This window comes from Pannonibacter phragmitetus DSM 14782 (assembly GCF_000382365.1).
GTDB classification, from domain to species: Bacteria; Pseudomonadota; Alphaproteobacteria; order Rhizobiales; family Stappiaceae; genus Pannonibacter; species Pannonibacter phragmitetus.
In genome coordinates this window covers 62675-86218 of the sequence record NZ_KB908216.1, presented here as the reverse complement: position 1 = coordinate 86218, position 23544 = coordinate 62675, and the positions used below count along the sequence as shown (strand labels likewise).

Below are 23544 nucleotides of genomic sequence, written 5' to 3'. Positions count from 1 at the left end.
GAAACTGTTCTGCAGAACACTTGCGTTTGACAGTTGGCGTCATTATAACTTCACAAATCGAATGAGATCCTCCCGCTCTGGGCAGGCGAATCAAAATATCTCATTGAGATGGATGTTACGGAGATTGCGATTCTTCCCCCGTGAATTGGCATTTATCTAAAATATTCAACTCCGATATTATGGATTATGCACCAAAAACACGGCTTTCTGAGTCGCCAATGGCACGATACGTTTGACGTAGGCGTCTTATCCCCATACGAATTAATCGCAAGGCTGTGTTGGGGAAAACACCATGTTTGTTATTGTCGACTCGCGTGAAATCGTCACGGCAGGTTATGCCGCCGGTTTCGAGCGTGAAGGTTTTGCCTGTATGGCATTGACCCCGTCCGAGCTTCCGGAATGGGTGAAAACCGCATCAGAAGATGATCTGGCCTCGATTGAGGCCTTTCTTCTCGGCGAATGTGAGGAGCGGCCCGATTTCCCGCGGCTGATCCGGTCATACTGTGATCAGGCTCCGATCCTGGCGCTGGATGAGCGCCCGAGCCTCGACCAGACGCTTGAGCTCTTTGCCTGTGGCGTCGATGACGTGCTGCGCAAGCCGATCCATGTGCGCGAGATACTCGCCCGTGTCGGAGCCATCCGCCGCCGCACCATGACCGAAGCCGACAATCTCGAAGTTGGCCGCATCAAGGTCTTCTTCGATGGCCGGGATGCCTTGGTTGGTGGTGAGGTGTTCGAACTGCCGCGCCGTGAGCGCCGCATTCTGGAATATCTTGCGCGCAACCATGGCCGCCGTGTCACCAAGACCCAGATCTACAACGCCGTCTACGGTCTCATGAATGAGGAAGTCGACGAATGCGTTGTCGAAAGCCACGTCTCCAAGCTTCGCAAGAAGCTCAAGGCGCGCCTCGGGTATGATCCGGTCGAATCCAAGCGCTACATCGGCTACATGCTCAAGGCTCAGCCGCAGGAAACCGCAACCCGTTCCGCCCAGGATGTCCGCCGCAGTGCCACTGCTCCGATGGAACGCGTCTGATTTCTCTCCCTTTTTTCCTCTACACGCCTTATGGCTGCAGGTTGTTAACGGCAATCTGCAGCCGACAGCTTGTGCGAGCCTGATCAGTTTCGCAAACCCCGGCGGGTTGTCCCCAGACCGCTGGTGATTTCCACAGAGCCCTTCTATTTTCTCTCAGCCACAAACAGGGGTTCGATCACGCATGTCTTCCATCCTGATCATTCAGACCGGCACACCGCCCGCGGACCTGCGCTCGCAATGGGGCGAGCAGGGCGACTGGTTCCGCTCTGCGCTGGAAGGGCTGGGGCTGGATGTGTCCGTGGTGCAGCCGCATCTGGGTGAAGCGCTGCCGGAACCTGCTGAGGTGCGGGGCGCCGCCATCACCGGCTCATGGTCCATGGTGACGGACCGCGAGGACTGGAGCGAGCGCACGGCGGATTGGATCCGGCGGGCCATGGCGCAAGACCTGCCGCTCTTCGGCGTCTGCTACGGACATCAGCTCATGGCCCATGCGCTGGGCGGCCGGGTGGATTATCATCCCGGCGGGCCGGAGGTGGGGCAACTGCCGGTGACGCTCTCGGCGGCAGGGCTTGCCGATGCCGCCCTTGCCGGTGTTCCGCAGCAATTCGACGTGTTTCTCACCCATGAGCAGAGTGTCATCGAGCTGCCGGCCGGTGCTGAAGTTCTTGCACGTTCAGCCCATGATCCGCATCAGATCCTGCGCTATGGCCGCAATGCCCTGTCCGTGCAGTTTCATCCGGAGTTCTTTCCGGATCTGATGCGCAGCTGCATCAAGCGCCGCCGTTCGTCCTTCGAGGCGAAGGGAGCCGATGTCGAGGGGCTGATCGCGGCCGTGTCGGAGACGCCGGTGTCCCGGCAGATGCTGCGCCAGTTCTGCGCCGCCGCTGCCGGGAGAGATTGACGGACTGCCGGACGCTTCAGGCGTGCACGTAATGCACGCCGGTGAACTGCCGCCGCAGGGCAGCTGTTTCCGCTGCCAGCGTTTCCGGTTTGCCACCGGTCAGCGCGGCAGCGATCAGTCTTGCGAGGTCCGGAGCGGTGGCTGGCGTCACGCCCCGGCGCACCAGTTCCGGCGTGCCGAAGCGCAGGCCGTTCATGTCCCCCTCGACCGGGGCAACCGGAAGCCCGATGCCGCTGGCAAGGAAGCCTGCCTTGCGCAGTGTCTTGGACGCGGCCTGTCCGCCGCCGAAGCTGGCTGCCTCCAGCGCGAACTGATGGCTCTGCGTCATGCCGCGCGAAGTTTCGAACACGGGCAGTCCTTCTGCCTTCAAGGCTGTGGCCAAGGCAAGTGAAAGCTCCGCCATGGCGCGGGTGTAGGCGGGGCCGAAGTCGCGCCAGTCCAGCATGGTCAGCGCCAGCGCGGCGGATTTTCCGGCATCGAAATTGGCGGTCATGCCGGGGAAGGCGATGTGGTCCAGCCGCTCGGCAATCTGCGCGTCGCGGGTCACGATCAGGCCGCCGGCCGGGCCCCCGAGGCTCTTGTAGGTGCTCATGGTCATGAGATGCGCGCCTTCGTCCAGCGGATTGGCCCAGACGCCGCCGGCAATCATGCCGCATTGATGCGCGGCATCAAAAAGCACATGCGCCTCCACCTCGTCGGCAATCGCCCGGATTTCCCGCACCGGATGGGGAAAGAGGTTGAGGCTGCCGCCGATGGTGATCAGTTTCGGGCGCACCTCCAAAGCGAGTTTGCGCAGGCCTTCCAGATCCACCGTGTAGCCATCGGCCAGCACGGGCGCGGCATGGGTCACAAGACCATAGAGCCCGGCGCAGCCTGCCGCGTGGTGCGTGACATGGCCGCCGATGGAGCCGGGTGGAGCAATGATCACATCACCCGGCTTCGTCAGCGCCATGAAGCCATAAAGGTTTGCCATGGCGCCGGAAGCGGCGCGGATCTCCGCATGGGAGGCCTTGAAGATTTCAGCGGAGAGTTCGGCTGCAATAACCTCGATCTCCTCAATGGCCTCAAGCCCCATTTCATATTTGTCACCGGGGTAACCAAGGGAGGGCCGTCCGCCGAGGCCGCGGGCCTGGGCGGCTTCCGCACGCGGGTTCATCACGTTGGTGGCCGGGTTGAGATTGAAGCATTCCTCGTCGTGGATGGCGAGGTTGCGGCGGATCAAGGCCTCGATCCGTTCTGCCGTTCCGGCGGAAGTTTCCCCGGCCGTGGCGGCTGCGATTTCCAGGACGCGGGTTTCGCAAGGCGCGGGAACCCAGGGGCGGCGGACAAGGCTGGTCATGCTGATATCCTGTGAAGGGACTTCGGTAACCCGAGGCTAGGGCGTCTTGCGGCTTGACGGCAACTCAGATCGAGGAAAATCTAGGCTTAGAAAAATTGAGGCTCAGTATGGCTGTTACGCCGCCAAAACCACGGGATTTGCCGCTCAATGCCCTGCGTGCCTTCGAGGCGGCGGCGCGGCTGGGCTCCTTTGTCGCGGCCGCACAGGAGCTTGGCGTCACGCCCGGTGCCGTGACCGCCCATGTGAAGGCGCTGGAAAAGGCACTGGGGGCAGACCTGTTCGAGCGCTCGCCGCGCGGCGTGAAGCTTACGCGGCTGGGAGAGCGGGTCAGCCCAGCCTTCACGTCGGCCTTTGATGCGCTGGCGGATGCATCCCGAATTCTTCAGGCGGAAGCTGCGCCCCGGCAGGTGCATATTGCCACCTTGCCATCGCTGGCCCAACTCTGGCTCTCCCCGCGCCTTCCGGCCTTGCGCGCGGCGGCGCCCGAAATCTCGATCTCCATCACCGCCATGGAGGAGCCGCCCAATCTCAAGCGCGCACCCTATGATCTGTGCCTCTTCTATGGCGGGGAGGCTGGCGGCTGGCTGGTGCAGGACGTGATTTTCCCTGTCTGTGCGCCTGCTCTCGCTGCGAGACTTGAGGGGGTGGACAGCCTTGCCGGAGTGCCCTGCCTGCAGGATGCCAGCTGGGCGGATGACTGGAGCCTTTGGGCTGGTGCCCATGCGCCGCATGTGCCCTTGCGGGCTGGTCCGGTCTTTTCCCTTTATGCCCTGGCGCTGGAGGAGGCCATCAACGGCGCGGGGGTTCTGATCGGGCATGAGGCGCTGGTGGCGCGGCAACTGGCAGCAGGCACGCTGGTTGCGCCTTTTGCTGGAAGGGTTACTCTCCGGCGCGGGCTGAGGCTGTGGTCCGCCCGCCGCCCGGCACCACGCAGCCCCGCCGCGCGGGTGCGGGACTGGCTTCTTTCCAGCCTTTGAGCGCCTTCGGCCATGCGCATTTACCCTTAAAAACCGCTATGAGAATAAACTGTTCACTGCTATAACAATCTCGATCCACATGGATCGGGAGGGAGGACCCGATGCGTGAAGCAGTGAATGGAACGGATGTCATGTGCGTTGAGGAGCGCGAGGGCATTGCTGTTCTGACATTCAACCGGCCCGAAAAGCGCAATGCCATGAGCGATGCTCTGGTGGATGCGCTGGACCGGTTCTTTTCAGCGCCGCCTGCCCATATCCGGGCCGTGGTGCTGACAGGCTCGGGCGGCCATTTCTGCTCCGGGCTTGATCTGGCCGAGCACAAGGCGCGCTCCGGCGAGGACACGGTCTATCATTCCCGCAACTGGCACCGGGTTTCCGATCTGATCGAATATGGCCGTTTGCCGGTCATCTCGGCGATGACGGGAGCTGTCATTGGCGGCGGACTGGAGATTGCCGCCTCGACCCATGTGCGCATTGCCGAGCCTTCGGTGCGGTTCCAGTTGCCGGAGGGCCGCCGCGGCATCTTCGTTGGCGGAGGCGCAACTGTGCGCATCGGCCGCCTGATCGGCGCAGACCGCATGCGGGAGATGATGCTCACCGGCCGCAGCTATGGTGCGGAAGAGGGGCTTGCCCTCGGCCTTGCCCATTATGTGGTTGGGGAGGGTGAGGCGCTGGACAAGGCGATGGAAATCGCCGCCCGCGTTGCCGCCAATGCGCCGTTCTCGAACTATCTGATGATTCAGGCGCTTGGCCGCATCGATGACATGTCGCGCGGCGACGGCCTGTTCGTGGAAAGCCTGGCGGCGGCCATGTCGGTGACGACGCCGGATGCGCAGGAAGGCCTCAAGGCCTTCCTTGAAAAGAGAGCCCCCAGCTTCCGCTGAGGGTTCAGGAGGAGGAATGCGCCGCAGCCGGGGTCCGGCTGAGGTGAAACGGGAGGAAAGACATGAAGAAGCGTGGACTTGTTGCATTGATGGCCGCCGGGCTCATGGCCCTTTCGGCTCTGCCTTCTGCGGCACAGGAAGTGACCCTGCGTCTGCACCAGTTTCTGCCGCCGGCTGCTCCGGTGCCGTCCAAGATCCTCAAGCCCTGGGGTGAGGAACTGGCCAAGGCCTCCGGTGGGCGCATCAAGATCGAGCATTTCGACGCAATGTCCCTCGGTGGCCGCCCGCCGGAGCTGATCGACCAGGCGCGCGACGGCGTCGTGGACATGATCATGACCGTCGTGGGTTACACGCCGGGCCGCTTCCCGCGCACCGAAGTGTTCGAACTGCCGTTCATGATGACCGATCCGGTCGCCACCTCCGTTGCCTTCTGGACCATGGTCGACAGCGACTTCCAGAACAACGAATATCAGGACGTCAAAGTTCTGGGTGCATGGGTCCATGGCCCCGGCGTCATTCATTCCGTCGATCCGATCGCCAAGCTGGAAGACATGAAGGGCAAGACGATGCGCGGCCCGACCCGCGTCATCAACGACCTGCTGTCCGAACTTGGTGCAACGCCGGTCGGCCTGCCGTTGCCGGGCATCCCGGAAGCGCTCTCCAAGGGTGTCATCAACGGCACGGTGATCCCGTGGGAAGTGACCGCTTCCATCCGCCTTGCCGAACTGGTCAAGAACCACACGGAATTTGGCGGCAAGGAATCGCTCTACACCGCAACCATCGTCCTTGCTATGAACAAGGACAAGTACGACGCGCTGCCGGATGACCTGAAGGCGATCCTGGATGCAGAGTCCGGCGCCAAACTTTCGGCTTTTGCCGCCAAGATCATGCATGAATACGACGCTCCGGCGCGTGAAATTGCCGTCAAGGCCGGCAACACCATCATCACGCTCGATGAGACGGAAGTTGCCCGCTGGAAGGAAGCATCCCAGCCGGTGGTCGGCCGCTGGGTTGCCGACATGCAGACCAAGGGCATCGACGGTCAGGCTCTCATCGATCAGGCCAAGAAGCTGATCGAGGAAAATACAGCCAAGTAACCCTGTTGGACCGGGCGGTTTCCGCCCGGTCCTTCCCCGCCAGCAGGATGACGCACCGTGTATTCTCTCTTCTTCAAGACCGCTGACTGGGTTGCGCGCGCGATGGCCTATCTGGGTGGTGGCGTACTCATCATCCTGACAGTGCTGGCCTGCGTCTCGATCATCGGCCGTATCCTGATCCCTTTCGGCCTGCAGCCGGTCAGGGGTGACTATGAGTGGATCGAGATGGGCGTCGGCTTTGCCATTTTCGCCTTTCTGCCCTGGTGCCACCTCATGAGGGGGCATGCCAGCGTCGATCTGCTGCAGCCCGTCTATCCGGCCGTCATGAACCGGGTGCTTGATGTGCTCATCGACCTGGCGATGCTGGGGGCGGCGCTCGTAATCACCTGGCGCCTATGGCTCGGCATGCATGACAAGATGCGTTATGCCGAGACCACCTTCATTCTGCAGTTTCCTGTCTGGCAGGCCTATGCGGCCGGTGTCGCCGGATGTGCAGCCTTCATCTATGTCGCCGTGTTCTGTGTTCTGCGCTCTGTCCGGGCGCTGACGGGCAGGACAGGGGGAGAAGCGGCAAATGTCTAATGTTGAGCTGGGGCTCTGGTCCTTTCCGGTTTTGCTGGTCCTGATCTTTCTGCGCTTTCCCATCGCCCTTGCCATGCTGGCGGTCGGGCTGGGCGGTGCCTGGATGGTGACGGGCAGCAACATGATGATGCTGAACCAGCTGAAGAACCTGACGTTTGGCACCTTCTCGAACTACTCGCTGTCCATCGTGCCGCTGTTCCTGCTGATGGGCCAGTTTGCGACCCTGTCGGGCATGTCGTCATCGCTCTTCAGTGCCGCCGCCTCCTTCCTGGGGCACCGGCGCGGAGGCGTTGCCATGTCTGCAATCGGTGCGTCCGCCGGCTTCGGCTCCATCTGCGGATCATCGCTCGCCACAGCAGCGACGATGGCACAGGTCGCGCTGCCGGAGCTGCGCCGCTATGGCTATCCGGGCTCCCTGTCCACCGGTGCGCTGGCGGCTGGCGGTACCCTGGGCATCCTCATCCCGCCGTCGGTGATCCTTGTCATCTATGCCATCCTGACCGAGCAGAACATCGCCAAGCTGTTTGTCGCGGCGATGATCCCGGGCATTCTGGCTGCTGTCGGCTATATCATCGCCATCGCCATCTGGGTCCGTGTGTCGCCCAATTCTGCCGCCGTGCAGGAGCGTGTGCCGTGGTCCGGGCGTCTTGCTGCGCTGGCGAGCGTCTGGCCGGTGCTGACCATCTTCCTCGTGGTTGTCGGCGGCATCTATCTGGGCTTCTTCACCCCGACTGAAGCGGCCGCCGTTGGCGCGGCTGGCACCGGTATCGCGGCCGTCGCATCCGGCGGCATGAGCTGGCAGAAACTGCGCAAGGCCATTCTGTCCACCGCGTCTTCGACGGGGATGATCTTCCTGATCGTTCTGGGTGCTGCGGTCTACAACGGCTTTCTGGCCCTGACCCAGCTGCCGCAGATTTCGGCGCAGTGGGTCAGCAGTCAGGGCTTCTCGCCCTGGTTCGTGCTCACCATCATCCTGCTGATGTATCTGGTTTTCGGCTGCATCATGGACTCCCTGTCCATGGTTCTGCTGACCGTGCCGATCATCTATCCGGTGATGGTTGGGCTCGACTTCGGCATGTCGCCGGATGATTTTGGCCTGTGGTTCGGCATTCTGGTGCTGATCGTCGTCGAGGTCGGCCTGATAACGCCACCGGTGGGGATGAATCTCTTCATCATCAACGGGCTCGCCAAGGACATCCCGATTGGCGAGACCTTCCGCGGTGCCATGCCCTTTGTGATTACCGACCTTGTGCGCACGGTCATCCTCGTGCTGTTCCCGCCCATCACGCTGGCGCTGGTCTGGCTCATCTACTGACGGGACCGGCACCTGCCGGACTTGCAAGGACGAACGGCGCGGAGATGATCCGCGCCGTTCGTCTTTTTCCAACGTGGAGCTGACCGGAAGCGTCAGCCGCCTTCGACAGACCGCCGCACCCGCATCAGCACCTCAAGCAGGCTTGCCTGTTCCTCTGGCGTCAGAACCGAGAAGATCCGCTCTTCATGGCTGAATACAGCGGCCAGTGCGCGCTTGTAGACCGCCCTGCCTTCCTCAGTGGTGTGCAGGGCCTGGGCGCGCCTGTCGCCCTCCACCGGCATGCGGCTCAGGAGGCCGCGCTTCTCCATGTCGTCGATGATGGACACAAGGCCCGACCGCTCGATGCCCAGTTGCCGGGCAACTTCGCTCTGCGTGATGCCAGCAGATTCCACGCTCATGGACAGCACGGAGAACATTCGCGGGGAAATGTCGTCATCCGTCAGCACCTGGCGGAAGTCATTCTTAACGAGAATATAAACCCGTTTCAGATTGTAGCCGATCAGCTGGTCAAGCTTTTCCATTGGCTCGGCGGTGCCGGCAGCTGGTTCTGCCCCGCCGTTGCTGTTCTCCCCGTCGCCTGCCATGGGGCGGGTTTCCTCCGGTTCCCGGGCTGCTGCATCCCTTGCGTCTTGCAAGTAAAAGCACCGCCTGCTTATGTTGTTTATGAGGTTAACAATATACACTTCAGCGGAGGAAAGTCCATGCCCCAGCCAGCCAGCGCGCCCGTTGTCCTGCCGGTTCCGCAACTCGTTCATGTCTGCAATCTTGAGGTCGAACTAGCCCCCATCATGGAGATGGGCGCGGGGCGAGCGGGCAAGCGGCGGATCATCCCCATCACCGGCGGAAAGGTGACGGGCCCGCGCCTCAATGGCCGTATCCTGAACCTTGGAGCCGACTGGCAGACGATCTTCGCCGATGGGCTTGCCGAGCTGGACACGCGCTATGCGATGGAGACGGATGATGGCGCGGTGATCGAGATCATCAACTACGGCTTCCGCCATGGTCCGGCCGAAGTGCTGGCCGCCGTTGCGCGGGGAGAAAGCGTGCCGCCGGGGTCCTACTACATGCGCACGCAGGCAAGGCTGGAAACGGGGGACCCGCGCTATGGCTGGGTCAACCGCACGCTGTTCGTGGGCACCGGCGCCCGTCATGCGCAGGCCGTCACCGTTTCTCTCTATGCCCTCGAATAGGCCGAAGTCCGGACCGTCCGGACACCGGCGTCAGAAGCCGCCAGCCTTGCGTTTGACGGTTGCCACCCTGTCAGCCTCGAAGGCAACCTGCCTGAACATCTTCAACAGGCTCTGGTCGATCTTGCGGCCCATGTCGACCAGAATGCCATAGGCCTGACGGGGGCTGAGGGCGGGCTTGTAGGCCCGTTTCTCGGTGAGGGCCGCATAGATGTCGCAGATGGTCAGCATGCGCACGCTGCGGCTGATCTCTTCGCCTTTGAGCCCGTCCGGATAGCCGCTGCCATCGAGATACTCATGATGGTGGGCGGCAATGTCGACCACTTCGTCAGAAATGCCCGGCTGACCGGTGAGCAGCTCGCGCGACTTGACCGGGTGCATCTTGATGGCTGCAAACTCCTCATCCGTCAGCTTGCCGGGCTTGTCGAGGATGGAGAGAGGGATGAAAACCTTGCCGACGTCATGCAGCAGCGCCGCTGCGCCGAGCCGGGCCCTTTCATCTACCGTCATGCCCATCACATCGGCAAAGGCCAGCGCATAGCCCGTCACCAGCATGGAGTGGCAATAGGTATGGCTGTGGTGCATCTGCACGGCGGCCGTCCAGGCGTCCAGTCCTTCCACCCGGAAGGACGACAAGGTCTGGTCGACAGCCCGGCCTATCTGCGCAACCGGAAAGGGCTCATCCGAAATGGCGGAGGTGACGCAATCGCCGAGCGCCCGGCTCACGGCCTGCACAGACTTGCGCGTTGCCGGTGGCACGTCTCCAGGGATCACGGGCGTGCTGTAGGAGCCGAGCAGCCGCTCGACATCCTGCAGGACGGCCTTTACCGGACGGATGCGGGACCACACGAGCTTGGTGCCAAGCGCATTTGCCTGCACTTCGTCCCGGCGGTTGTTGGGCCGCACGAGGGCGGCACTGGTCACATTGCGGGTCTCGGACAGCGCCTGGCGAACCGTTTCCGTGTCGGCGTCGTCTGCCTCCGAGACATCGATGAGCACAAGGTCGGCCGCAAACAGGCCCGCGCGGTGGGCGTCGGCATGCTCAAACAATTCGGCTGGGTACAGCTGACCGAGCTTGTGCATGATAAGGGGGCAATGATCGAGATTTTTAACTAGCAAGACTAGCTTGAACACAGCCCGTCTCTCCCAAAAATTTGCAATCTTTTGTAGATTGGGACTTCTAAATTTCAGTAAATTCGCTTGATGAATTCAAGGTTTCCCCAACGTTCATCCCGCTCGGAGGCTCGTGCATTCTGTGTCGTGTGGCGGGATGCCGGCTGGGGTCACCCGGTCTGCATGCAGGCGATGCAAGCAGCGGGAGCAGGGTCCCATAAGCAGAAAAGCTTCAACGGGCATTGATGCTTGTGCGCGAGATTGGCCCATTGCAAGGCAATGGCTGCAAGCTGCAGATTTGAAGGGAAAAATGCGTTTGCCTCGGCCGGAAGCTTCATGCTGTATCGTCAGGCTTCGCGAAGAGGAAAATCAACCGGAACGGGTTCTCCTCTGTGCGGCTCTGTCCTTGAGAGAGGTGCAGCACAGGGAGTGCGGCGCTTTCGGATCCAGGGGACCCCGGCTTCATAGTTTTGCTGCATCGGTTTGACATGACATCCAGCCAGTTTCAGCTCCAGTTCCTTTCCCGGTTCAGGACGGTCCTTTCCCTTGAAAACGCGGCAGGCCGGGTCAGGCAGGCGTGGTCATGAAAGAGCATATGCGATCCGTCACCGCCGGTCTGACGGCAGGTCTCGACAATCTGGGCACGGGCGTTGCCTTTGCGGCGCTGCTCTTTGCCGGGCCGCTGGCCGCCGGGCTTGGCATGGGGGTGGCTGTGCTGCTGCTCAGCGGTGTCATCCTGTCGGTCTACATCGCGCTGCGCAGTCCCTATGTGGGCAATGTGGCGCTGGTCCAGGAAACCAGCATCGCCATTCTCTCCGCCTCCATGGCCGGCATTCTTGCGGGCATGGAAGGGCAGGAGACGGACCGGCAGATTGCGACCATCCTTGCCATTCTGGGCGTCAGCACTCTGGTGACAGGGGTGATGTTCCTGCTGTTCGGCCGGCTGCGGCTCGGTACGCTGGTGCGGTTTCTGCCCTATCCGGTCATTGCCGGGTTTCTCTCGGGCACCGGCTGGCTGCTGATCGAGGGGGCGCTCGTCATGGTGACGGGGGAGCACAGCCTTGCCGCCATCGCGTCAGTCTTCGCGGCGGATCTGTCTGCCAGCGTGAAAGACCCCGTATTCCTCGGCGCCCTGTTGCCTGCCGTGCTGATGGCACTGGTGCTTGCAGTCAGTCTCGCCCGTCTGCCGCATCCCCTGACCATGCCGCTGGCGCTGGCCGGAGCCATGGCAGCCTTTTTTGCCGTGCTGGCCACTGCCGGAATCTCGACGGATCAGGCTCGTGCCTGGACATGGCTGCCGGATATTCCGGCCGATGCCATGGTCAGTCTGCCGTCACCGCTCTGGATCGCAGGGCAGGCTGACTGGGCAGCCGTCGTTCAGGCGATCCCGCTGATGCTCGGCATCGCCATCCTCAACATCATTGGCCTGTTGCTCAACACCAGCGGGCTGGAGGCGGCTTTCGGCCGGGAGGTGGATGCCAATGCGGAGCTGCGCGAGAGTGGCGTTGCCAATCTTCTGGCCGGGTGTTTCGGCGGCGCGCCGGGCTACACCGGTCTCAGCCTCACCTTGCTCGCTGCCAGGATGCAGGCGGCAACCCGGCTGACGGGCATTGCTGCCGGGGTGATCCTGCTCATCAGCCTCGCCTTTGCCGGGACGCTCGCTGCCGCCATGCCCGGGTTCCTGGCTGCCGGGCTGATGATGTTTCTGGGCGCGGAACTGATTTACCATTGGGCCATCGCAGCCCGCCGCAAGCTGCCGCAGGGCGAATGGCTGATCGTTCTGGCCATTCTGGCCTCCATTGCCGTGCTGGGCTTCCTCTATGGCCTGATGCTGGGGCTCGCCTTCTCGGTGGTCATGTTCGTCTACAATTATGCCCGCCTGCCGGTGGTGCGCATGGCTGCCGATGGCCGCCAGCTGCGCAGCGGCGTGGACCGTTCGGCGGAAGCCGTGCGCGCTCTCGACCGGGAAGGGGAGCAGATCCATGTGCTGCGTCTGCAAGGCTATCTCTTCTTCGGCACGATGGAGCAGGTTGTGGCCCGTGTGCGCAAGCGGGCCGGTCAGGTATCCGGCACACCGCTGCGGTTTCTCATCATCGACCTCAGCGGCATGAGCGGCATGGACTCCGCCGCGGCTGCCGGCTTTGCCAAGATCCACGGCATGACGGAGCGGGCGGGGGTGCGCCTGATCTTCAGCGCCATGCCGCAGAATGTTGCCGCAGCGCTGGCCCGTTCCGGTCTGAACACGGGAACCGGAGCGGAAGACGGCGCACATTGCGTCACCTGTGCCGCCGATCTCGACCATGCACTGGAGCTCTGCGAGGACGTGCTGCTGGTGGAGGAAAAGCTGCTCCCTGCCGGGGCGGAGATATCCCACCATCTGGAATCGATCCTTGGAGCGCATCCGCGCCTTGCCGATCTTGCTGGCGCCATGGAGCGGCTGGAGCTGGAGCCGGGCACGGCCCTGATACGGGCGGGCGACCCGGCGGACGACGTTTTCCTCGTCGGCGAAGGCCGCGTGCGTGTGGAAATGACGCTTCCCGATGGCCGCAGCCTGCGCCTGCGCACCATGACGGCCGGTGCGGTGGTGGGTGAGGTTGGCCACTGCCTCAACGGCAAGCGCACCGCCGATGTGGTGGTGGAAAGCCCCGCCACCGTTTACCGTCTTTGCCGCGCGGATCTCGAGAAGCTGGAGCGCACCGACAGCGAACTCGCCCTCCTCTTCCACCGCCTGCTTGCCGTCACCCTTGCCGAAAAGCTGGTGCTCGCCAACCGGCTGGTGCAACTCGCGCACGGATAAGACAAGAGGTGGCCCCCAAACGCGCGTTTTGAGGCCACCTCTGGAAATGTCCCGTTCCTTCTTACTCTCCGCCGGCCGGAGCCGGTTTGGCAGCTTCCGCCACAAGGGCGGCGAGGCGGAAGAAGCCGTGCACCATCTTGGAGAAGGGCATCAGCAGGAACAGCACCATCACGCAGGCCAGATGAATGGCAAGCAGCGGTCCGGTCAGGTCCGTGCCGGTGGCGGCATAAAGCGCAAGCCCGGTGAGAGCCACGGCCCCCAGCAGCAGGATGAAGGCCATTTCACCGCCCCAGACCCGGACCGCACCAAGCGTGGCATCGGCCCGCAGCTTCAGCCAGGCCAGCCCGGCGGCGCCTGCCACCATCATAACCCCGCCCGGCACGCCGAGCAGTTTGGGCAGGGAGAACAGCGGGTAGGGCGCTTCCCAGCCGAAGGCATAGTGCATGACGGTTCCGCTGGCGGTTGCCGCAAAGCAGAGCATGAAGCCATACATCATCAGCTGGTGGAACACCCGGCGCCGGTTGCTGAAGCGGTCGCCATCCTCGAAGTTGCAGCCTTCGCCGTGGCCGCCTGAGAGGTTCTTCATCCGGGCGGCATTGTCAAAGGCCCGCAGCACATGGATCAGCCGGAAACGGCCACCGCCGGTCTCGCGCCAGTAGTCACGCACCGACAGGGCAATGAGCCCGAGCGGGGCCAGAAACGCGGGCACGAAGATCGCCACCATCGTATTATGCGCCAGATGGGCGTAGAAGCCCGCGCCATCCTGCGGCTTCCAGGCGGCAAGAGCCCAGAAGAAGAAGGCCAGCGCGGCAGCCAGAAGCCCGGCCATGGCAACGCCATGGGTCTGGAACAGCCGTGCGATTGCCTGCGGGCGGGCCAGCCGTTCCCAGCTTTCCACCCTGACTTCGGCCAGAGCCGCCGGGATGTTCAGGTTGAACTCATGCGGCGCGGTGTACTGGCAGGCATAGTAGCAGCCCCGGCAGTTGTGGCAGAGATTGGCCAACTGCGTCAGGTCGCCATCAGCAAAGGCCTTCTGCCGGGTCATGGCCGGAAAAACCGAGCAGAACCCCTCACAGTAGCGGCAGGCGTTGCAGATTTCGATCTGACGGCGTGCCTCGTCGAAGGAAGATGTGGTGTCAAGCGGCATGGGCGGCGGCCTCCTTGCCCGCAATACGTCCGAAAACAGTACCAATTGTCATGCCAAAGCCGGCCAGATAGCCCTGGCCAAGAATGGAGCCAGCCATGATCTCGCCGGCAGCCCAGAGATTGCTGATGGGGCCGGCTGCGCTGTGCACCTGGGCACGGCTGTCAACCTTCAGGCCGAGATAGGTGAAGGTCACGCCGGGGCGCAGCTCGTAGCCATAGAAGGGGGCCGTATCCAGCGGCCGCGCCCAGTTGGTCTTGGGCACATTCAGCCCTTCCGTACGCAAACCGTCGAGTTCGGTCGGGTGGAAGGACCCGGGGCGGCATGCGGCGTTGAACGTGTCGACGGTGCGGCGCACGGCTTCCGGCTCCAGCCCCATCTTTGCGGACAGTTCCTCGATCGTGTCCGCCTTCACCGGCGGGAAGACGGAGGGCATGAACAGGTCGATCGATTTCGCATCAATGAGCGCATAGCCGACCTGATCGGGCTGGGCGGCCACCAGACGGCCCCAGATGGCATAGCGTTTCGGCCAGACATCCTCGCCTTCATCGTAGAACCGCTCGCCATCCTTGTTGAGCACGATGGAGAAGGGCACGCAGTCGAGGCGGGTGACGATGCCGCCGTCATATTTCGGGGCGCGGCCGTCAATGGCAACGGCATGGCACTGGGTCGGGTCGCCAACGGATTCCGCACCCTGATCCAGCATGTCCCGCAGCACGGTGCCGCGATTATAGGGTGTGCCACGGATCAGGAAGTTGCGGGCCGAAGGCCCCCAGGCGCGGGCCAGCCAGTCGATGTCGGCCTGAAAGCCGCCCGAGGCCAGAACGAAGGTGCGGGCCTGCACGGTGACCGGCTGTCCGGCGATCTCCACCTCCAGGTGGCTGATGCGGCTGCCGTCCAGATGCACGTGCTTGACCTGCGCCTCATAGGCGATCTTCACGCCAAGGTCGCTGGCGGTGTTGTAATAGGCGTTCACCAGTGCCTTGCCGCCGCCCAGGAAAAAGGCGTTGGTGCGCGACAGGGACAAGGTACCGGAGAGCGAGGGCTGAAACCGCACGCCATGCTCCTGCATCCAGGGCAGGCACTCCTCCGAGGTGCGGATGGCAAGGCGCGCCAGGCCTTCATCCGTCTTGCCCTTGGTCACCAGCATGAGGTCGTGGAAATATTCCTCTTCCTCGTAGGTGCCGGTGAGGGGAAAGGCGGGTCCCTTGTGCATGCAGCGGAAATTGCGTGTGTGGCGGGAATTGCCGCCCCGGTAAGGCTTTGGAGCGCCTTCCAGGATCAGAACGCTGCAGCCCGCTTCCGCAGCGGTGATGGCAGCGCAAAGCGCTGCATTGCCGCCGCCCACAACAGCAACGTCAAATGTGCCGGGCCAGTCTTTCATACGTCATCCTCCAGCGGAATTTCGCGGCCACGCATGCTGCGGATCCGGGCCGACAAGGCAGCTTCCACATGCGCACGCATTGCCGCTTCAGCGCCCGCGCCATCGCGGGCCTCAAAGGCGGTCAGCACCGCCGCATGTTCGGCCACGGCCAGCGCAGCGCGCTCCGGGTCTGACAGGGTGCTGGGGCCGAGAATGAGCAGGGTCTTCTGCAGGGCACTGATCGACTTCAGGAGAAACCGGTTGCGCGCTGCATCGAACAGGGTGCGGTGAAACTGCCGGTTCAGTTCACGGGCCTGCGGGCCTGCGGGCGCAGCCGCCAGCTCGTTGTTGAGGGCGGCCAGTTCCGCCAGCTCGATGCTGGAAGCCGCGCGTGCGGCCAGCCGCGCCGCCGTGCCTTCAAGCACCGCCCGCATTTCATAAAGCTCGACTACTTCCGCATGGTCCAGCGTGCGGATCGAAGCGCCCTGCCGGGGCAGGTGAACGACGAGGCCGTCGGCTTCCAGCTGCCGGATCGCCTCACGGACCGGCGTGCGGCTGATGCCCAGCCGCTCGGCCAGCTCGGTTTCGCGAAGGCGCATGCCGGGAACCAGGCCGCCATCGCGGATGTCTTCCAGCAACCGGCGGTAAGCTGCCTGGCCCTGCGGGATTTCATTGTCCTCAGCCATGAGGTAAACTCGCTTGTGTCCTTTTGTATCCGGTCGTATACATCTGGATACAAGAAAGCGCAAGGAGGGAAATGTGCCGGCGGACCTGACAAAAAGGATGATGACGCTCGCCATTGCGGGGCTGGGTGTGGCGGTGTTTTACGCGCTCGGCCTGCCGCTGCCTTTTCTGTTTGGCCCGATGGCCGCATGCCTGCTGGCGGCCCTGTGCGGTGCGCCGCTGAAGGGCATGGGCACGGTTTCCATCCTGGCGCGGACGGTCCTTGGCGTCGCCGTGGGTGCCTCCATTACCCCGGAGGTGGTCGGGCGCATTCCCCAGATGGCTGGCAGCGTTGCGCTGGTGCCGCTTTATGTGGCGATGATCGGGGTTGTTGGCGTGCCCTTCTTCCGGCGCCTCGGGTATGACCCGGTGACAGCCTGGTACGCGGCGATGCCCGGCGGCCTGCAGGACATGGTGATTTTCGGTCAGGAGGCCGGGGCGAATGTCCGGGCGCTGGCCCTCATCCATGCCACCCGCGTTCTGGTCATCGTCACCCTTGCACCCATCATTCTGACGACCTTTTACGGGGCCAATATTTCGGGTGCCGTCGGCGCTCCGATGCGGGATCTGCCGGTGAACGAGCTTCTTTTGATGGCAGCGGCAGCTGTCATCGGGTGGAAAGGCGGGGAGCGGATCGGGCTTTTCGGCGCAACGATCCTGGGGCCGATGATCGTGACCGCAGTCCTGTCGCTGAGCGATCTCATTCACAGCCGCCCGCCCGCTGAAGCCATTCTCGGCGCCCAGTTGTTCATCGGCATCGGGATCGGTGTTCAATACATGGGGGTGACGCTGCGCGAGCTGCGCAGCTTCATCCTGTCCGGCCTTGCCTTCGTCGTGCTGCTGGCCGGGCTTGCGGCCCTGTTCACGGAGATTGTGACGCTCTCAGGCCTGGCTCAGCCGGTGGAAGGCTTCCTTGCCTTTGCGCCGGGCGGACAGGCGGAGATGACGGTGCTGGCGATCGTGGCCGGTGCGGATCTTGGTTTCGTCATCCTGCACCATCTGACCCGCATCGTCATCGTGATCCTGGGCGCGCCGTTTGCGGCGCGCCTCTTTGGGGTCAAAGCACCTCCGGATTGACCAGGTGCACCGGCTTGCCGGCGGCAAAGGCATTGACCTGATCGAACACGTCGGCGAACTGCAGGTCAAACTCCTCCTCGGTGACGAAGCCGATGTGCGGCGTTGCGATCACGCGTGGATGTGACAGAACCGGGTCGCTGGCATCGGTCAGCGGCTCTTCGTCGAACACATCCAGCGCCGCAAGTCCGGGACGGCCCGCATCCAGTGCCGCGCGCAGGGCGCCGGGGGCGATCAGGCCGGCCCGTGCGGTGTTCACCAGAATGGAGCGGGGCTGCATCAGGGCGAGGTCTGCGGCCGTGATGATGCCCTTGGTCTCAGGCGTTAGGCGCAGATGCAGGGTCACGATGTCCGATCCAGCGAAAAAGGCCTCACGGCTTGTCGCGACTTCACCACCTTCTGCGGCGGCTCTCGCCCGTCCGGCCTCCGATCCCCACCAGATCACTCTGGCACCGAAAGCCGCAGCATAGCCGGCGATCAGCCGGCCTATCCGGCCATGGCCATAGATGCCGATGGTCTTGCCCTGCAGCGTGCGTCCAACCCCGGCCTGCCACTGCCCAGCCTTGGCACTTGCCATCTGCTCCGGCAGGCCGCGCAGCGCTGCCAGAATGAGGGCCCAGGTCAGCTCGGCCGCGGCGTGGTTGGGAACCTCAGCCGGTTTCATGGAGGCAAAGGCCACACCGCGGGCCGTGCAGGCGGCAACATCCACATGCGGCCAGGCGCCCCGCCCGGAAATCAGCTTCAGGCCCGGAAGGGCCTCAAGCAGATCAGCGGTCACACGCGTCCGCTCGCGGAAGAGGCAGACAGCTTCCGCTTCCTTGAGCCGCTCGGCCAGCGCAGGCCCTTCCACGTGATCTGTCCAGACCGTCACCTCATGCCCCTTGAGCCGCTCAAAGCAAGGCAGGTGGCGCAAGGTATCGGACCAGTCGTCCAGAATGTGGACCTTCATTTGCCGCCCCACACCTCAGCCGGAACCATCACCTCTCCCTTGGCGAGCAGGCGCGCCGTGCGCAGCAGCCCGGCCGACTTCAGCGCAAAGCCGCCGGGGCCGTTTTCATAATCGACGGTCACGTCAATCACGCCGCCGGGATGCTCGATGAGCACCAGCGCAGGCATGCCCTGCGGAGCGGTGAACAGTCCTTCGGCCACGGTGCCGGGGGTGAGCACGCAGGAGGCAAGGCACTGCGCGCCGGTGACGGCCATGGTGGGATGGCAGTTCCAGGGCATGAAGTAGCGCGCCGTAATCGTGCCGCCATTGCGCGGGGGAGACAGAAGGGCAAACTTCGGCGTCACGGACTTTTCCACATTGCCCATGCCCATCAGCTCGCCCGCCTTGCGGCGGACCGGCTCCATCCGGTCATAGAAGGCGCGGTTGGCGTCCAGTTCCTCGACTGTCTCCGCGCCGCTCAGGCCGAAATCGGAAGCGCGGGCGATGACGATCGGCATGGCCACGTCCATGCAGGTCACTTCGATGCCGTCAATCACGTCCCGCAGATTGCCGGTCGGCAGCAGCGCGCCGGTGGCGGAGCCCACCACATCCATGAAGTTGAGATAGATGGGCGCAGCCGTGCCCGGAACGCCGTCGATCGCGGCATCGCCCGCATATTCGACCTGCCCGCCGGAGGTGCGTACAACGGCCTCCACCTTGGCTCCGGTGTTGACCGAGAGGATGCGGATGCGGGTTTCGTCACCCTGCGGGGCAATCAGGCCCATCTCGATGGCCGCCGGGCCGACGCCCGAAAGGATGTTGCCGCAGGTGGGCTTGAAATCAACGAGACCGTCCTCGACGCTGACCTGAGCGAAGAAGTAGTCGATATCGCAGCCGCTCGTTTCGGAGCGGGAAAGCATGGCGACCTTGGTCGTCACCGCGGCGCCTCCGCCGATGCCGTCAATGTTCAGCTTGTGCCCTGAGCCGAGCGCCGCCACGAGAACCCGGGCCAGCGTCTCGCGGTCCTGCGGCAGGTCTTCCCGCCGGAAATAGGGGCCGCGCGAGGTGCCGCCACGGAAAAAATGGAAGGGAATGGCTGTCTGCGCCATCTTGATCTCCTGAAGCCGAAGAGAGGCTGACCCGCCCGTTTGTTTTGGGCGGGTCAGGTTTTGCTTAGCGGAATGGCCAGGGCAGGTCCACCGCGTCCTGCAGCATGCCTGACGGGAAGTTGAGGGACAGGGCCCATGCGAGGATGAGGATGATGCCGGCGGCCCCTGCGGTCATCAGGAGGGTTGCGAGCAGCCCTGCCCTTGCCCTGACGATGAGGAAGAAGGGGAAGAACAGCAGCAGCGCGGCATAGAAGCCGATGAGGGCTGTGAGGCCGACGAGGCCACCGATCCAGGCAAGGCCGCCCCACAGGCTGCCGATGCCCGGCTGGCCGACATGCTCCCCTGTCAGTTCCGCATCGAAATGCGAATGATGCCCGGCCTTGCCCCGCACCAGCTGCGGGATCAGGATGGCCAGCATCACCAGCCCGATGATGGAGACGGACAGCGGGAAGACCTGGGCGAGGAAGTCATGCTTGAGCGCGTCGTTGAGGGCGATCAGCAAGGCCCCTGCCATGGCCACGGCGAAGGTGATCTGGGGCAGATGCGCACGCAGGGACGGCACGTCCGGCGCATCGTCCTCGTTGGGCACCACATGGCCGTGCTCGTCGATGCGGTTGCGCAGGCCGAACCAGATGGAGGCCAGCGTCATCACGGCGATGACGATGACGCCCGGGCGGAAGACGAAGTCCCAGCCGTTGAACTGCAGCGCCTGATAGAGATAGGTCTCGGCCTGGGGGGCGAGCACATAGCCGATCAGCAGCGCCGGGCGCGGCCAGCCGAAGCGCTTCATCAGCACGCCGAGGACGCCGAGGCACAGCAGCGCGACGAGATCGGCGAGCGAGCGGGTGGCCTGGAAGGCGGCAAAGCAGATCAGCACGATCATGAAGGGCGCAAGGCGCTGGAACGGGATCTGGGTCAGCCGCGAGATCGGAATGGCCAGCGCCAGACAGATGCCCGCGCCCATGACATTGGCGAGCGCCAGCGACCAGATCACCGAATAGGTGATGTTGAGGTCCGCGCCCACCATGGAGGGGCCGGGCTGGATGCCGAGCAGGACCATGCCGCCGAGGAAGACGGCCATGGCGCCGGAGCCGGGGATGCCGAACAGCATGGTGGGCAGCAGGGCGCCGCCCTGCATGGCGTTGTTGGCGCTTTCCGGGGCGATGACGCCGCGAATGTCGCCCTTGCCGAACTGCGGGTCCTTCTTGACGGTCTGGACCGCATGGCCATAGGCGATCCAGTCGACGACCGAGCCGCCAAGGCCCGGAATGGCGCCGATGATGCAGCCAAGGCCCGAACAGCGCATGGACAGCCACAGGTTGCCCCACCAGTCGCGGAAGCCCTGGAACCAGCCCGAGCCAAGGGCACTGCCCGAGGCGATGGCGGAGTTCTTGCGCAGGAGATCGGCGATCTCGGGAATGGCGAAGAAGCCGAGGCCGATGATGACCAGCGGAATGCCGTCATACAGATAGTCGAAGCCGAAGATCATGCGGAACTCGCCGGTGGCGGGCGCCCCGCCGATGGAGCCGATGATCAGGCCGATGCAGCAGGCCGCCAGCCCTTTGGCAAGGCTGCGCCCGGCCAGCACCGCCACCATGGACAGGCCGAAGAGCGCCAGCATGAACAGCTCCGCCGAGCCGAAGGAGAGGATCAGCGGCCGGGCGATGACGACAAAGCCGGTCAGCACCACTGCCCCGAAGACGCCGCCCGCCATGGAGGAGATGAAGGCGGCCGACAGGGCCCGCGCCGCCTGCCCCTGCCGGGCCAGCGGAAAGCCGTCCAGCACGGTGGCCTGGCTGGCGGAAGAGCCGGGAATGCCCATCAGCACCGAGGAGAACGTGTCCGAGGTCGGGATCACGGCCACAAGCCCGATCAGCATCGCCAGCGCGCTGATCTCGTTCATGCCATAGAGAAAGGGGATCAGCAGCGACAGCCCGGCGATGCCGCCAAGGCCGGGAATGACACCGATCACAAGCCCAACGGACACACCGATGAGCATGTAGAACAGGTGCTGGAAAGACAAAAGCGCGCCTAGCGCAGACAGTAACGTGTCAATCACGGCGGATGCTTCCGTGTTATGCCATGGCGCAGAAACATGGGCGTATCATGCCCCGGCAGGCTCAGGCTGCAGGCGCCCGGAAGGCAAGAGAGGCCTGTGCACTGCCCGGTGCGCCGGGCTCATACAGCCCTGTCACGGGGGCCGCGCTGCCGCCAAGGATGCGGCATCCATAAAAAGATGAGAGACGGACCCCGGGCGGGGTCCGTCTGATGCGAGGCGGTGGGAGGCGTTACTCGGCGCCCAGCTTCACGCCGTATTCGCTGGCCAGCATGTCGGCCACCTGCGTGCGCAGGTCCGGAGCGATGGTCGTGCCCTTCTCGAACAGAGCCTGCGCGAGCGGACCGGTCACCTGCTCGTAGGTGCCCAGAACGGCCTCGGCATTGGCCTTGTAGTCCGGGTCCGCCTTCATGTCCTCGAAGGCCTTCTGGTAAGCGGCAACGATATCGTCCGGCGTACCCTTCGGCAGGAAGACCATCTTCTGGGCCGGGAAGCCGGCGGTGAAGAAGGCGAAGTAGGCGTCATATTCCGGGCCGGACGGCTTCTGGCCGGTCAGGGTCTCGTAGGCCTCGACGAAGGACGGCAGGTCCGGGAAGGTCGGGTCACGCACCACGTCGCCCGCTTCATTCAGGACACCCCAGCTGAACAGCGGAACGGCCTGGCCTGCATCGACCAGCGGCTGCACGTTCTTCAGATAGGCAGAGGAGGTCTGATAGTCGATGTTCACTTCACCGCGCTCAAAGGCGAGGCGGCCATCACCGCGGCCCTTGAAGCCGAACACGTGCTGCACCTTGAAGTCCATCAGACGGAAGCCGAGCAGCGGCACAAGGTCGAGCGAGGTCGCGCCCTGGCTTGCATAGACCAGGTCCTTGTCCTTGAGCATGGCAATGTCTTCCGGGCCCTTCAGGCCCAGCTTCGGCGTGGTGTAGACGACGCCGCCGGTCGGGCCGGCCATGGCGATCTTCCAGTCCTTGTATTCGTAGCGTACGCGCGGGTCGCCCAGCAGATAGGGGAACTGGGTCGAGCCGGAGGTGCCGAGGATCATCAGGCCATCCGGCTTGCCGCGGGCTGCGAACAGGTTGGTGCCCTTGGTGGAGCCGCCGCCCGGCTCGTTCACCACGACAACCACCGGGTTGCCAGGGAGATACTTCGTCAGCAGCGGTGCGTTGAAACGCGCCCAGGTGTCAGAACCGCCGCCGGCGGAGAACGGAATGATCCACTCGATCGTCTTGCCTGCGAAATTGACCTCTGCCGCTGCCGGGCCCGCCAGTCCAAGAGCCATGGCGCCAGCCGCCAGCCCCAGAGCCACACGGCGCGTGATGTTAAGGTCTTTGATCATTCAGTCCTCCCGTAGATGCGTTACAGCGCTGCCGGACATGGCCCGTGGCAAGCGTGCCACCGTGCTTGGTATCTCCTCCATAGCCCGGCAAGGCTCAGGATCATTAGGCATCTTTCCTGTCCGGAACCTGTCCGGATTGTAAAAAGATGCGCCCCATGCGTGATGTTCTCCTCAGATCATCCCGCTCTTCGCTGGAGCACCAAGAATGTTGTGAAAGATCATGCGGCCAAGGTCAAGCATCTTCAAGGCCTCGGCCCGGGCGGTGAAGTGCATCCGGCAGGAGTGAGGAGGGACATATTGCAGGGGTGATTCAAACATCAACGTTACCCCATGGTTATTGTTGAGCCCAGCAGGCAGGAAAGCCCCGTTACGTTTCCTTAGCCAGTCTTGGGACGGGAGCTGACGAGCCTCCCTCACCGGAATGCGCTCAAGCCCATGGGCCGGCTGAGCAATTTCAGGATATGACGCCGCAGCACCGCAGCATCCCGGCGCCAAACGGCTCCACCCGCGTCCAAGCTGACGCAGCGTGGATCGATTGGTTCCGGCTGGACCGCGGTTTCTGAACTGATAAGCTGTTCGC

General features: G+C 63.7%; 21 protein-coding genes. 10 read left to right on the top strand and 11 right to left on the bottom strand.

The window, feature by feature from the left end; genetic code table 11:
• Nucleotides 1-292 precede the first annotated feature (292 nt).
• A complete protein-coding gene (locus H163_RS0105270; protein WP_019963509.1) occupies nucleotides 293-1036 on the top strand; it encodes a response regulator transcription factor in 744 nt (247 codons plus the stop codon).
• A 181-nt stretch (nucleotides 1037-1217) separates the two neighbouring features.
• A complete protein-coding gene (locus H163_RS0105265; RefSeq protein WP_019963508.1) occupies nucleotides 1218-1937 on the top strand; it encodes a glutamine amidotransferase in 720 nt (239 codons plus the stop codon).
• Between the two features lie 16 nt (nucleotides 1938-1953).
• On the opposite strand, the gene H163_RS0105260 is transcribed toward H163_RS0105265, so the two are convergent.
• A complete protein-coding gene (locus H163_RS0105260) occupies nucleotides 1954-3276 on the bottom strand; it encodes a serine hydroxymethyltransferase (protein WP_019963507.1) in 1323 nt (440 codons plus the stop codon).
• A gap of 107 nt (nucleotides 3277-3383) precedes the next feature.
• Here H163_RS0105260 and H163_RS0105255 point away from each other — a divergent pair, with 107 nt between their 5' ends.
• From H163_RS0105255 to H163_RS0105235, 5 genes are all read left to right on the top strand, one after another.
• The gene (locus H163_RS0105255; protein WP_040678135.1) at nucleotides 3384-4253 is read left to right on the top strand and encodes a LysR family transcriptional regulator; all 870 of its coding nucleotides are present in this window, start codon (nucleotides 3384-3386) and stop codon (nucleotides 4251-4253) included.
• A gap of 101 nt (nucleotides 4254-4354) precedes the next feature.
• Complete coding sequence (locus tag H163_RS0105250) at nucleotides 4355-5137, top strand: crotonase/enoyl-CoA hydratase family protein (RefSeq protein WP_019963505.1); 783 nt, start codon at nucleotides 4355-4357, stop codon at nucleotides 5135-5137.
• A gap of 62 nt (nucleotides 5138-5199) precedes the next feature.
• Nucleotides 5200-6234, top strand: coding sequence for a TRAP transporter substrate-binding protein (locus H163_RS0105245; RefSeq protein WP_026355483.1), 1035 nt, complete (start codon nucleotides 5200-5202; stop codon nucleotides 6232-6234).
• A 57-nt stretch (nucleotides 6235-6291) separates the two neighbouring features.
• Nucleotides 6292-6816, top strand: coding sequence for a TRAP transporter small permease (locus tag H163_RS0105240; protein ID WP_019963503.1), 525 nt, complete (start codon nucleotides 6292-6294; stop codon nucleotides 6814-6816).
• A complete protein-coding gene (locus H163_RS0105235; RefSeq protein ID WP_026355482.1) occupies nucleotides 6809-8131 on the top strand; it encodes a TRAP transporter large permease in 1323 nt (440 codons plus the stop codon). The genes H163_RS0105240 and H163_RS0105235 overlap by 8 nt, the downstream gene beginning before the upstream one ends.
• 92 nt (nucleotides 8132-8223) lie before the next feature.
• Here H163_RS0105235 and H163_RS0105230 read toward each other — a convergent pair whose 3' ends face one another.
• Nucleotides 8224-8715 (bottom strand): MarR family winged helix-turn-helix transcriptional regulator, encoded by a 492-nt coding sequence (locus tag H163_RS0105230; RefSeq protein WP_019963501.1) that lies wholly within the window; start codon nucleotides 8713-8715, stop codon nucleotides 8224-8226.
• 117 nt (nucleotides 8716-8832) lie between these two features.
• On the opposite strand from H163_RS0105230, the gene H163_RS0105225 reads away from it, so the two are divergent.
• Complete coding sequence (locus H163_RS0105225) at nucleotides 8833-9321, top strand: DUF3237 domain-containing protein (protein ID WP_051105327.1); 489 nt, start codon at nucleotides 8833-8835, stop codon at nucleotides 9319-9321.
• 30 nt (nucleotides 9322-9351) lie between these two features.
• On the opposite strand, the gene H163_RS23610 is transcribed toward H163_RS0105225, so the two are convergent.
• Complete coding sequence (locus tag H163_RS23610) at nucleotides 9352-10452, bottom strand: HD-GYP domain-containing protein (RefSeq protein ID WP_155975128.1); 1101 nt, start codon at nucleotides 10450-10452, stop codon at nucleotides 9352-9354.
• A 574-nt stretch (nucleotides 10453-11026) separates the two neighbouring features.
• On the opposite strand from H163_RS23610, the gene H163_RS0105215 reads away from it, so the two are divergent.
• Nucleotides 11027-13228, top strand: coding sequence for a SulP family inorganic anion transporter (locus tag H163_RS0105215; RefSeq protein WP_208975331.1), 2202 nt, complete (start codon nucleotides 11027-11029; stop codon nucleotides 13226-13228).
• A gap of 61 nt (nucleotides 13229-13289) precedes the next feature.
• Here the strand turns inward: H163_RS0105215 and tcuB are convergent, their stop codons facing one another.
• The 3 genes from tcuB to H163_RS0105200 are packed head-to-tail and all read right to left on the bottom strand — an operon-like array spanning nucleotide 13290 to nucleotide 16421.
• Complete coding sequence (gene tcuB / locus H163_RS0105210; protein WP_019963497.1) at nucleotides 13290-14375, bottom strand: tricarballylate utilization 4Fe-4S protein TcuB; 1086 nt, start codon at nucleotides 14373-14375, stop codon at nucleotides 13290-13292.
• Nucleotides 14365-15756, bottom strand: a complete 1392-nt coding sequence (gene tcuA, locus H163_RS0105205; RefSeq protein WP_019963496.1) for an FAD-dependent tricarballylate dehydrogenase TcuA — start codon at nucleotides 15754-15756, stop codon at nucleotides 14365-14367. The genes tcuB and tcuA overlap by 11 nt, the downstream gene beginning before the upstream one ends.
• Nucleotides 15753-16421 carry a GntR family transcriptional regulator gene (locus H163_RS0105200; RefSeq protein ID WP_019963495.1) on the bottom strand — a complete coding sequence of 223 codons (669 nt, stop codon included), beginning with the start codon at nucleotides 16419-16421 and terminating at the stop codon, nucleotides 15753-15755. The genes tcuA and H163_RS0105200 overlap by 4 nt, the downstream gene beginning before the upstream one ends.
• 73 nt (nucleotides 16422-16494) lie before the next feature.
• Here H163_RS0105200 and H163_RS0105195 point away from each other — a divergent pair, with 73 nt between their 5' ends.
• A complete protein-coding gene (locus tag H163_RS0105195) occupies nucleotides 16495-17535 on the top strand; it encodes an AbrB family transcriptional regulator (protein WP_208975330.1) in 1041 nt (346 codons plus the stop codon).
• Here H163_RS0105195 and H163_RS0105190 read toward each other — a convergent pair.
• From H163_RS0105190 to H163_RS24690, 5 genes are all read right to left on the bottom strand, one after another.
• Nucleotides 17516-18481: a D-2-hydroxyacid dehydrogenase family protein gene (locus H163_RS0105190; protein WP_019963493.1), complete on the bottom strand. Its 966-nt coding sequence runs from the start codon at nucleotides 18479-18481 to the stop codon at nucleotides 17516-17518. The two genes, H163_RS0105195 and H163_RS0105190, sit on opposite strands and share 20 nt — an antisense overlap.
• The gene (locus H163_RS0105185) at nucleotides 18478-19569 is read right to left on the bottom strand and encodes a 4-oxalomesaconate tautomerase (protein ID WP_019963492.1); all 1092 of its coding nucleotides are present in this window, start codon (nucleotides 19567-19569) and stop codon (nucleotides 18478-18480) included. The genes H163_RS0105190 and H163_RS0105185 overlap by 4 nt, the downstream gene beginning before the upstream one ends.
• A gap of 64 nt (nucleotides 19570-19633) precedes the next feature.
• Complete coding sequence (locus H163_RS0105180) at nucleotides 19634-21628, bottom strand: tripartite tricarboxylate transporter permease (protein ID WP_026355480.1); 1995 nt, start codon at nucleotides 21626-21628, stop codon at nucleotides 19634-19636.
• 229 nt (nucleotides 21629-21857) lie between these two features.
• Nucleotides 21858-22964, bottom strand: a complete 1107-nt coding sequence (locus H163_RS0105175; protein WP_019963490.1) for a type 2 periplasmic-binding domain-containing protein — start codon at nucleotides 22962-22964, stop codon at nucleotides 21858-21860.
• 171 nt (nucleotides 22965-23135) lie between these two features.
• Nucleotides 23136-23544: hypothetical protein (locus H163_RS24690; protein ID WP_208975329.1), on the bottom strand; the 409-nt coding region annotated here is incomplete at its 5' end.

Bases quoted from the DNA above. Each gene is read 5' to 3' on its own strand.
- H163_RS0105225 (WP_051105327.1), top strand. From the start codon at position 8,833: ATGCCCCAGCCAGCCAGCGCGCCCGTTGTCCTGCCGGTTCCGCAACTC.
- H163_RS0105255 (WP_040678135.1), top strand. From the start codon at position 3,384: ATGGCTGTTACGCCGCCAAAACCACGGGATTTGCCGCTCAATGCCCTG.
- H163_RS0105190 (WP_019963493.1), bottom strand. From the start codon at position 18,481: ATGAAGGTCCACATTCTGGACGACTGGTCCGATACCTTGCGCCACCTG.
- H163_RS0105215 (WP_208975331.1), top strand. From the start codon at position 11,027: ATGCGATCCGTCACCGCCGGTCTGACGGCAGGTCTCGACAATCTGGGC.
- H163_RS0105260 (WP_019963507.1), bottom strand. From the start codon at position 3,276: ATGACCAGCCTTGTCCGCCGCCCCTGGGTTCCCGCGCCTTGCGAAACC.
- tcuB (WP_019963497.1), bottom strand. From the start codon at position 14,375: ATGCCGCTTGACACCACATCTTCCTTCGACGAGGCACGCCGTCAGATC.
- H163_RS0105235 (WP_026355482.1), top strand. From the start codon at position 6,809: ATGTCTAATGTTGAGCTGGGGCTCTGGTCCTTTCCGGTTTTGCTGGTC.
- H163_RS0105185 (WP_019963492.1), bottom strand. From the start codon at position 19,569: ATGGCGCAGACAGCCATTCCCTTCCATTTTTTCCGTGGCGGCACCTCG.
- H163_RS0105270 (WP_019963509.1), top strand. From the start codon at position 293: ATGTTTGTTATTGTCGACTCGCGTGAAATCGTCACGGCAGGTTATGCC.
- H163_RS0105230 (WP_019963501.1), bottom strand. From the start codon at position 8,715: ATGGCAGGCGACGGGGAGAACAGCAACGGCGGGGCAGAACCAGCTGCC.
- H163_RS0105175 (WP_019963490.1), bottom strand. From the start codon at position 22,964: ATGATCAAAGACCTTAACATCACGCGCCGTGTGGCTCTGGGGCTGGCG.
- tcuA (WP_019963496.1), bottom strand. From the start codon at position 15,756: ATGAAAGACTGGCCCGGCACATTTGACGTTGCTGTTGTGGGCGGCGGC.
- H163_RS0105200 (WP_019963495.1), bottom strand. From the start codon at position 16,421: ATGGCTGAGGACAATGAAATCCCGCAGGGCCAGGCAGCTTACCGCCGG.
- H163_RS0105250 (WP_019963505.1), top strand. From the start codon at position 4,355: ATGCGTGAAGCAGTGAATGGAACGGATGTCATGTGCGTTGAGGAGCGC.
- H163_RS0105245 (WP_026355483.1), top strand. From the start codon at position 5,200: ATGAAGAAGCGTGGACTTGTTGCATTGATGGCCGCCGGGCTCATGGCC.
- H163_RS0105265 (WP_019963508.1), top strand. From the start codon at position 1,218: ATGTCTTCCATCCTGATCATTCAGACCGGCACACCGCCCGCGGACCTG.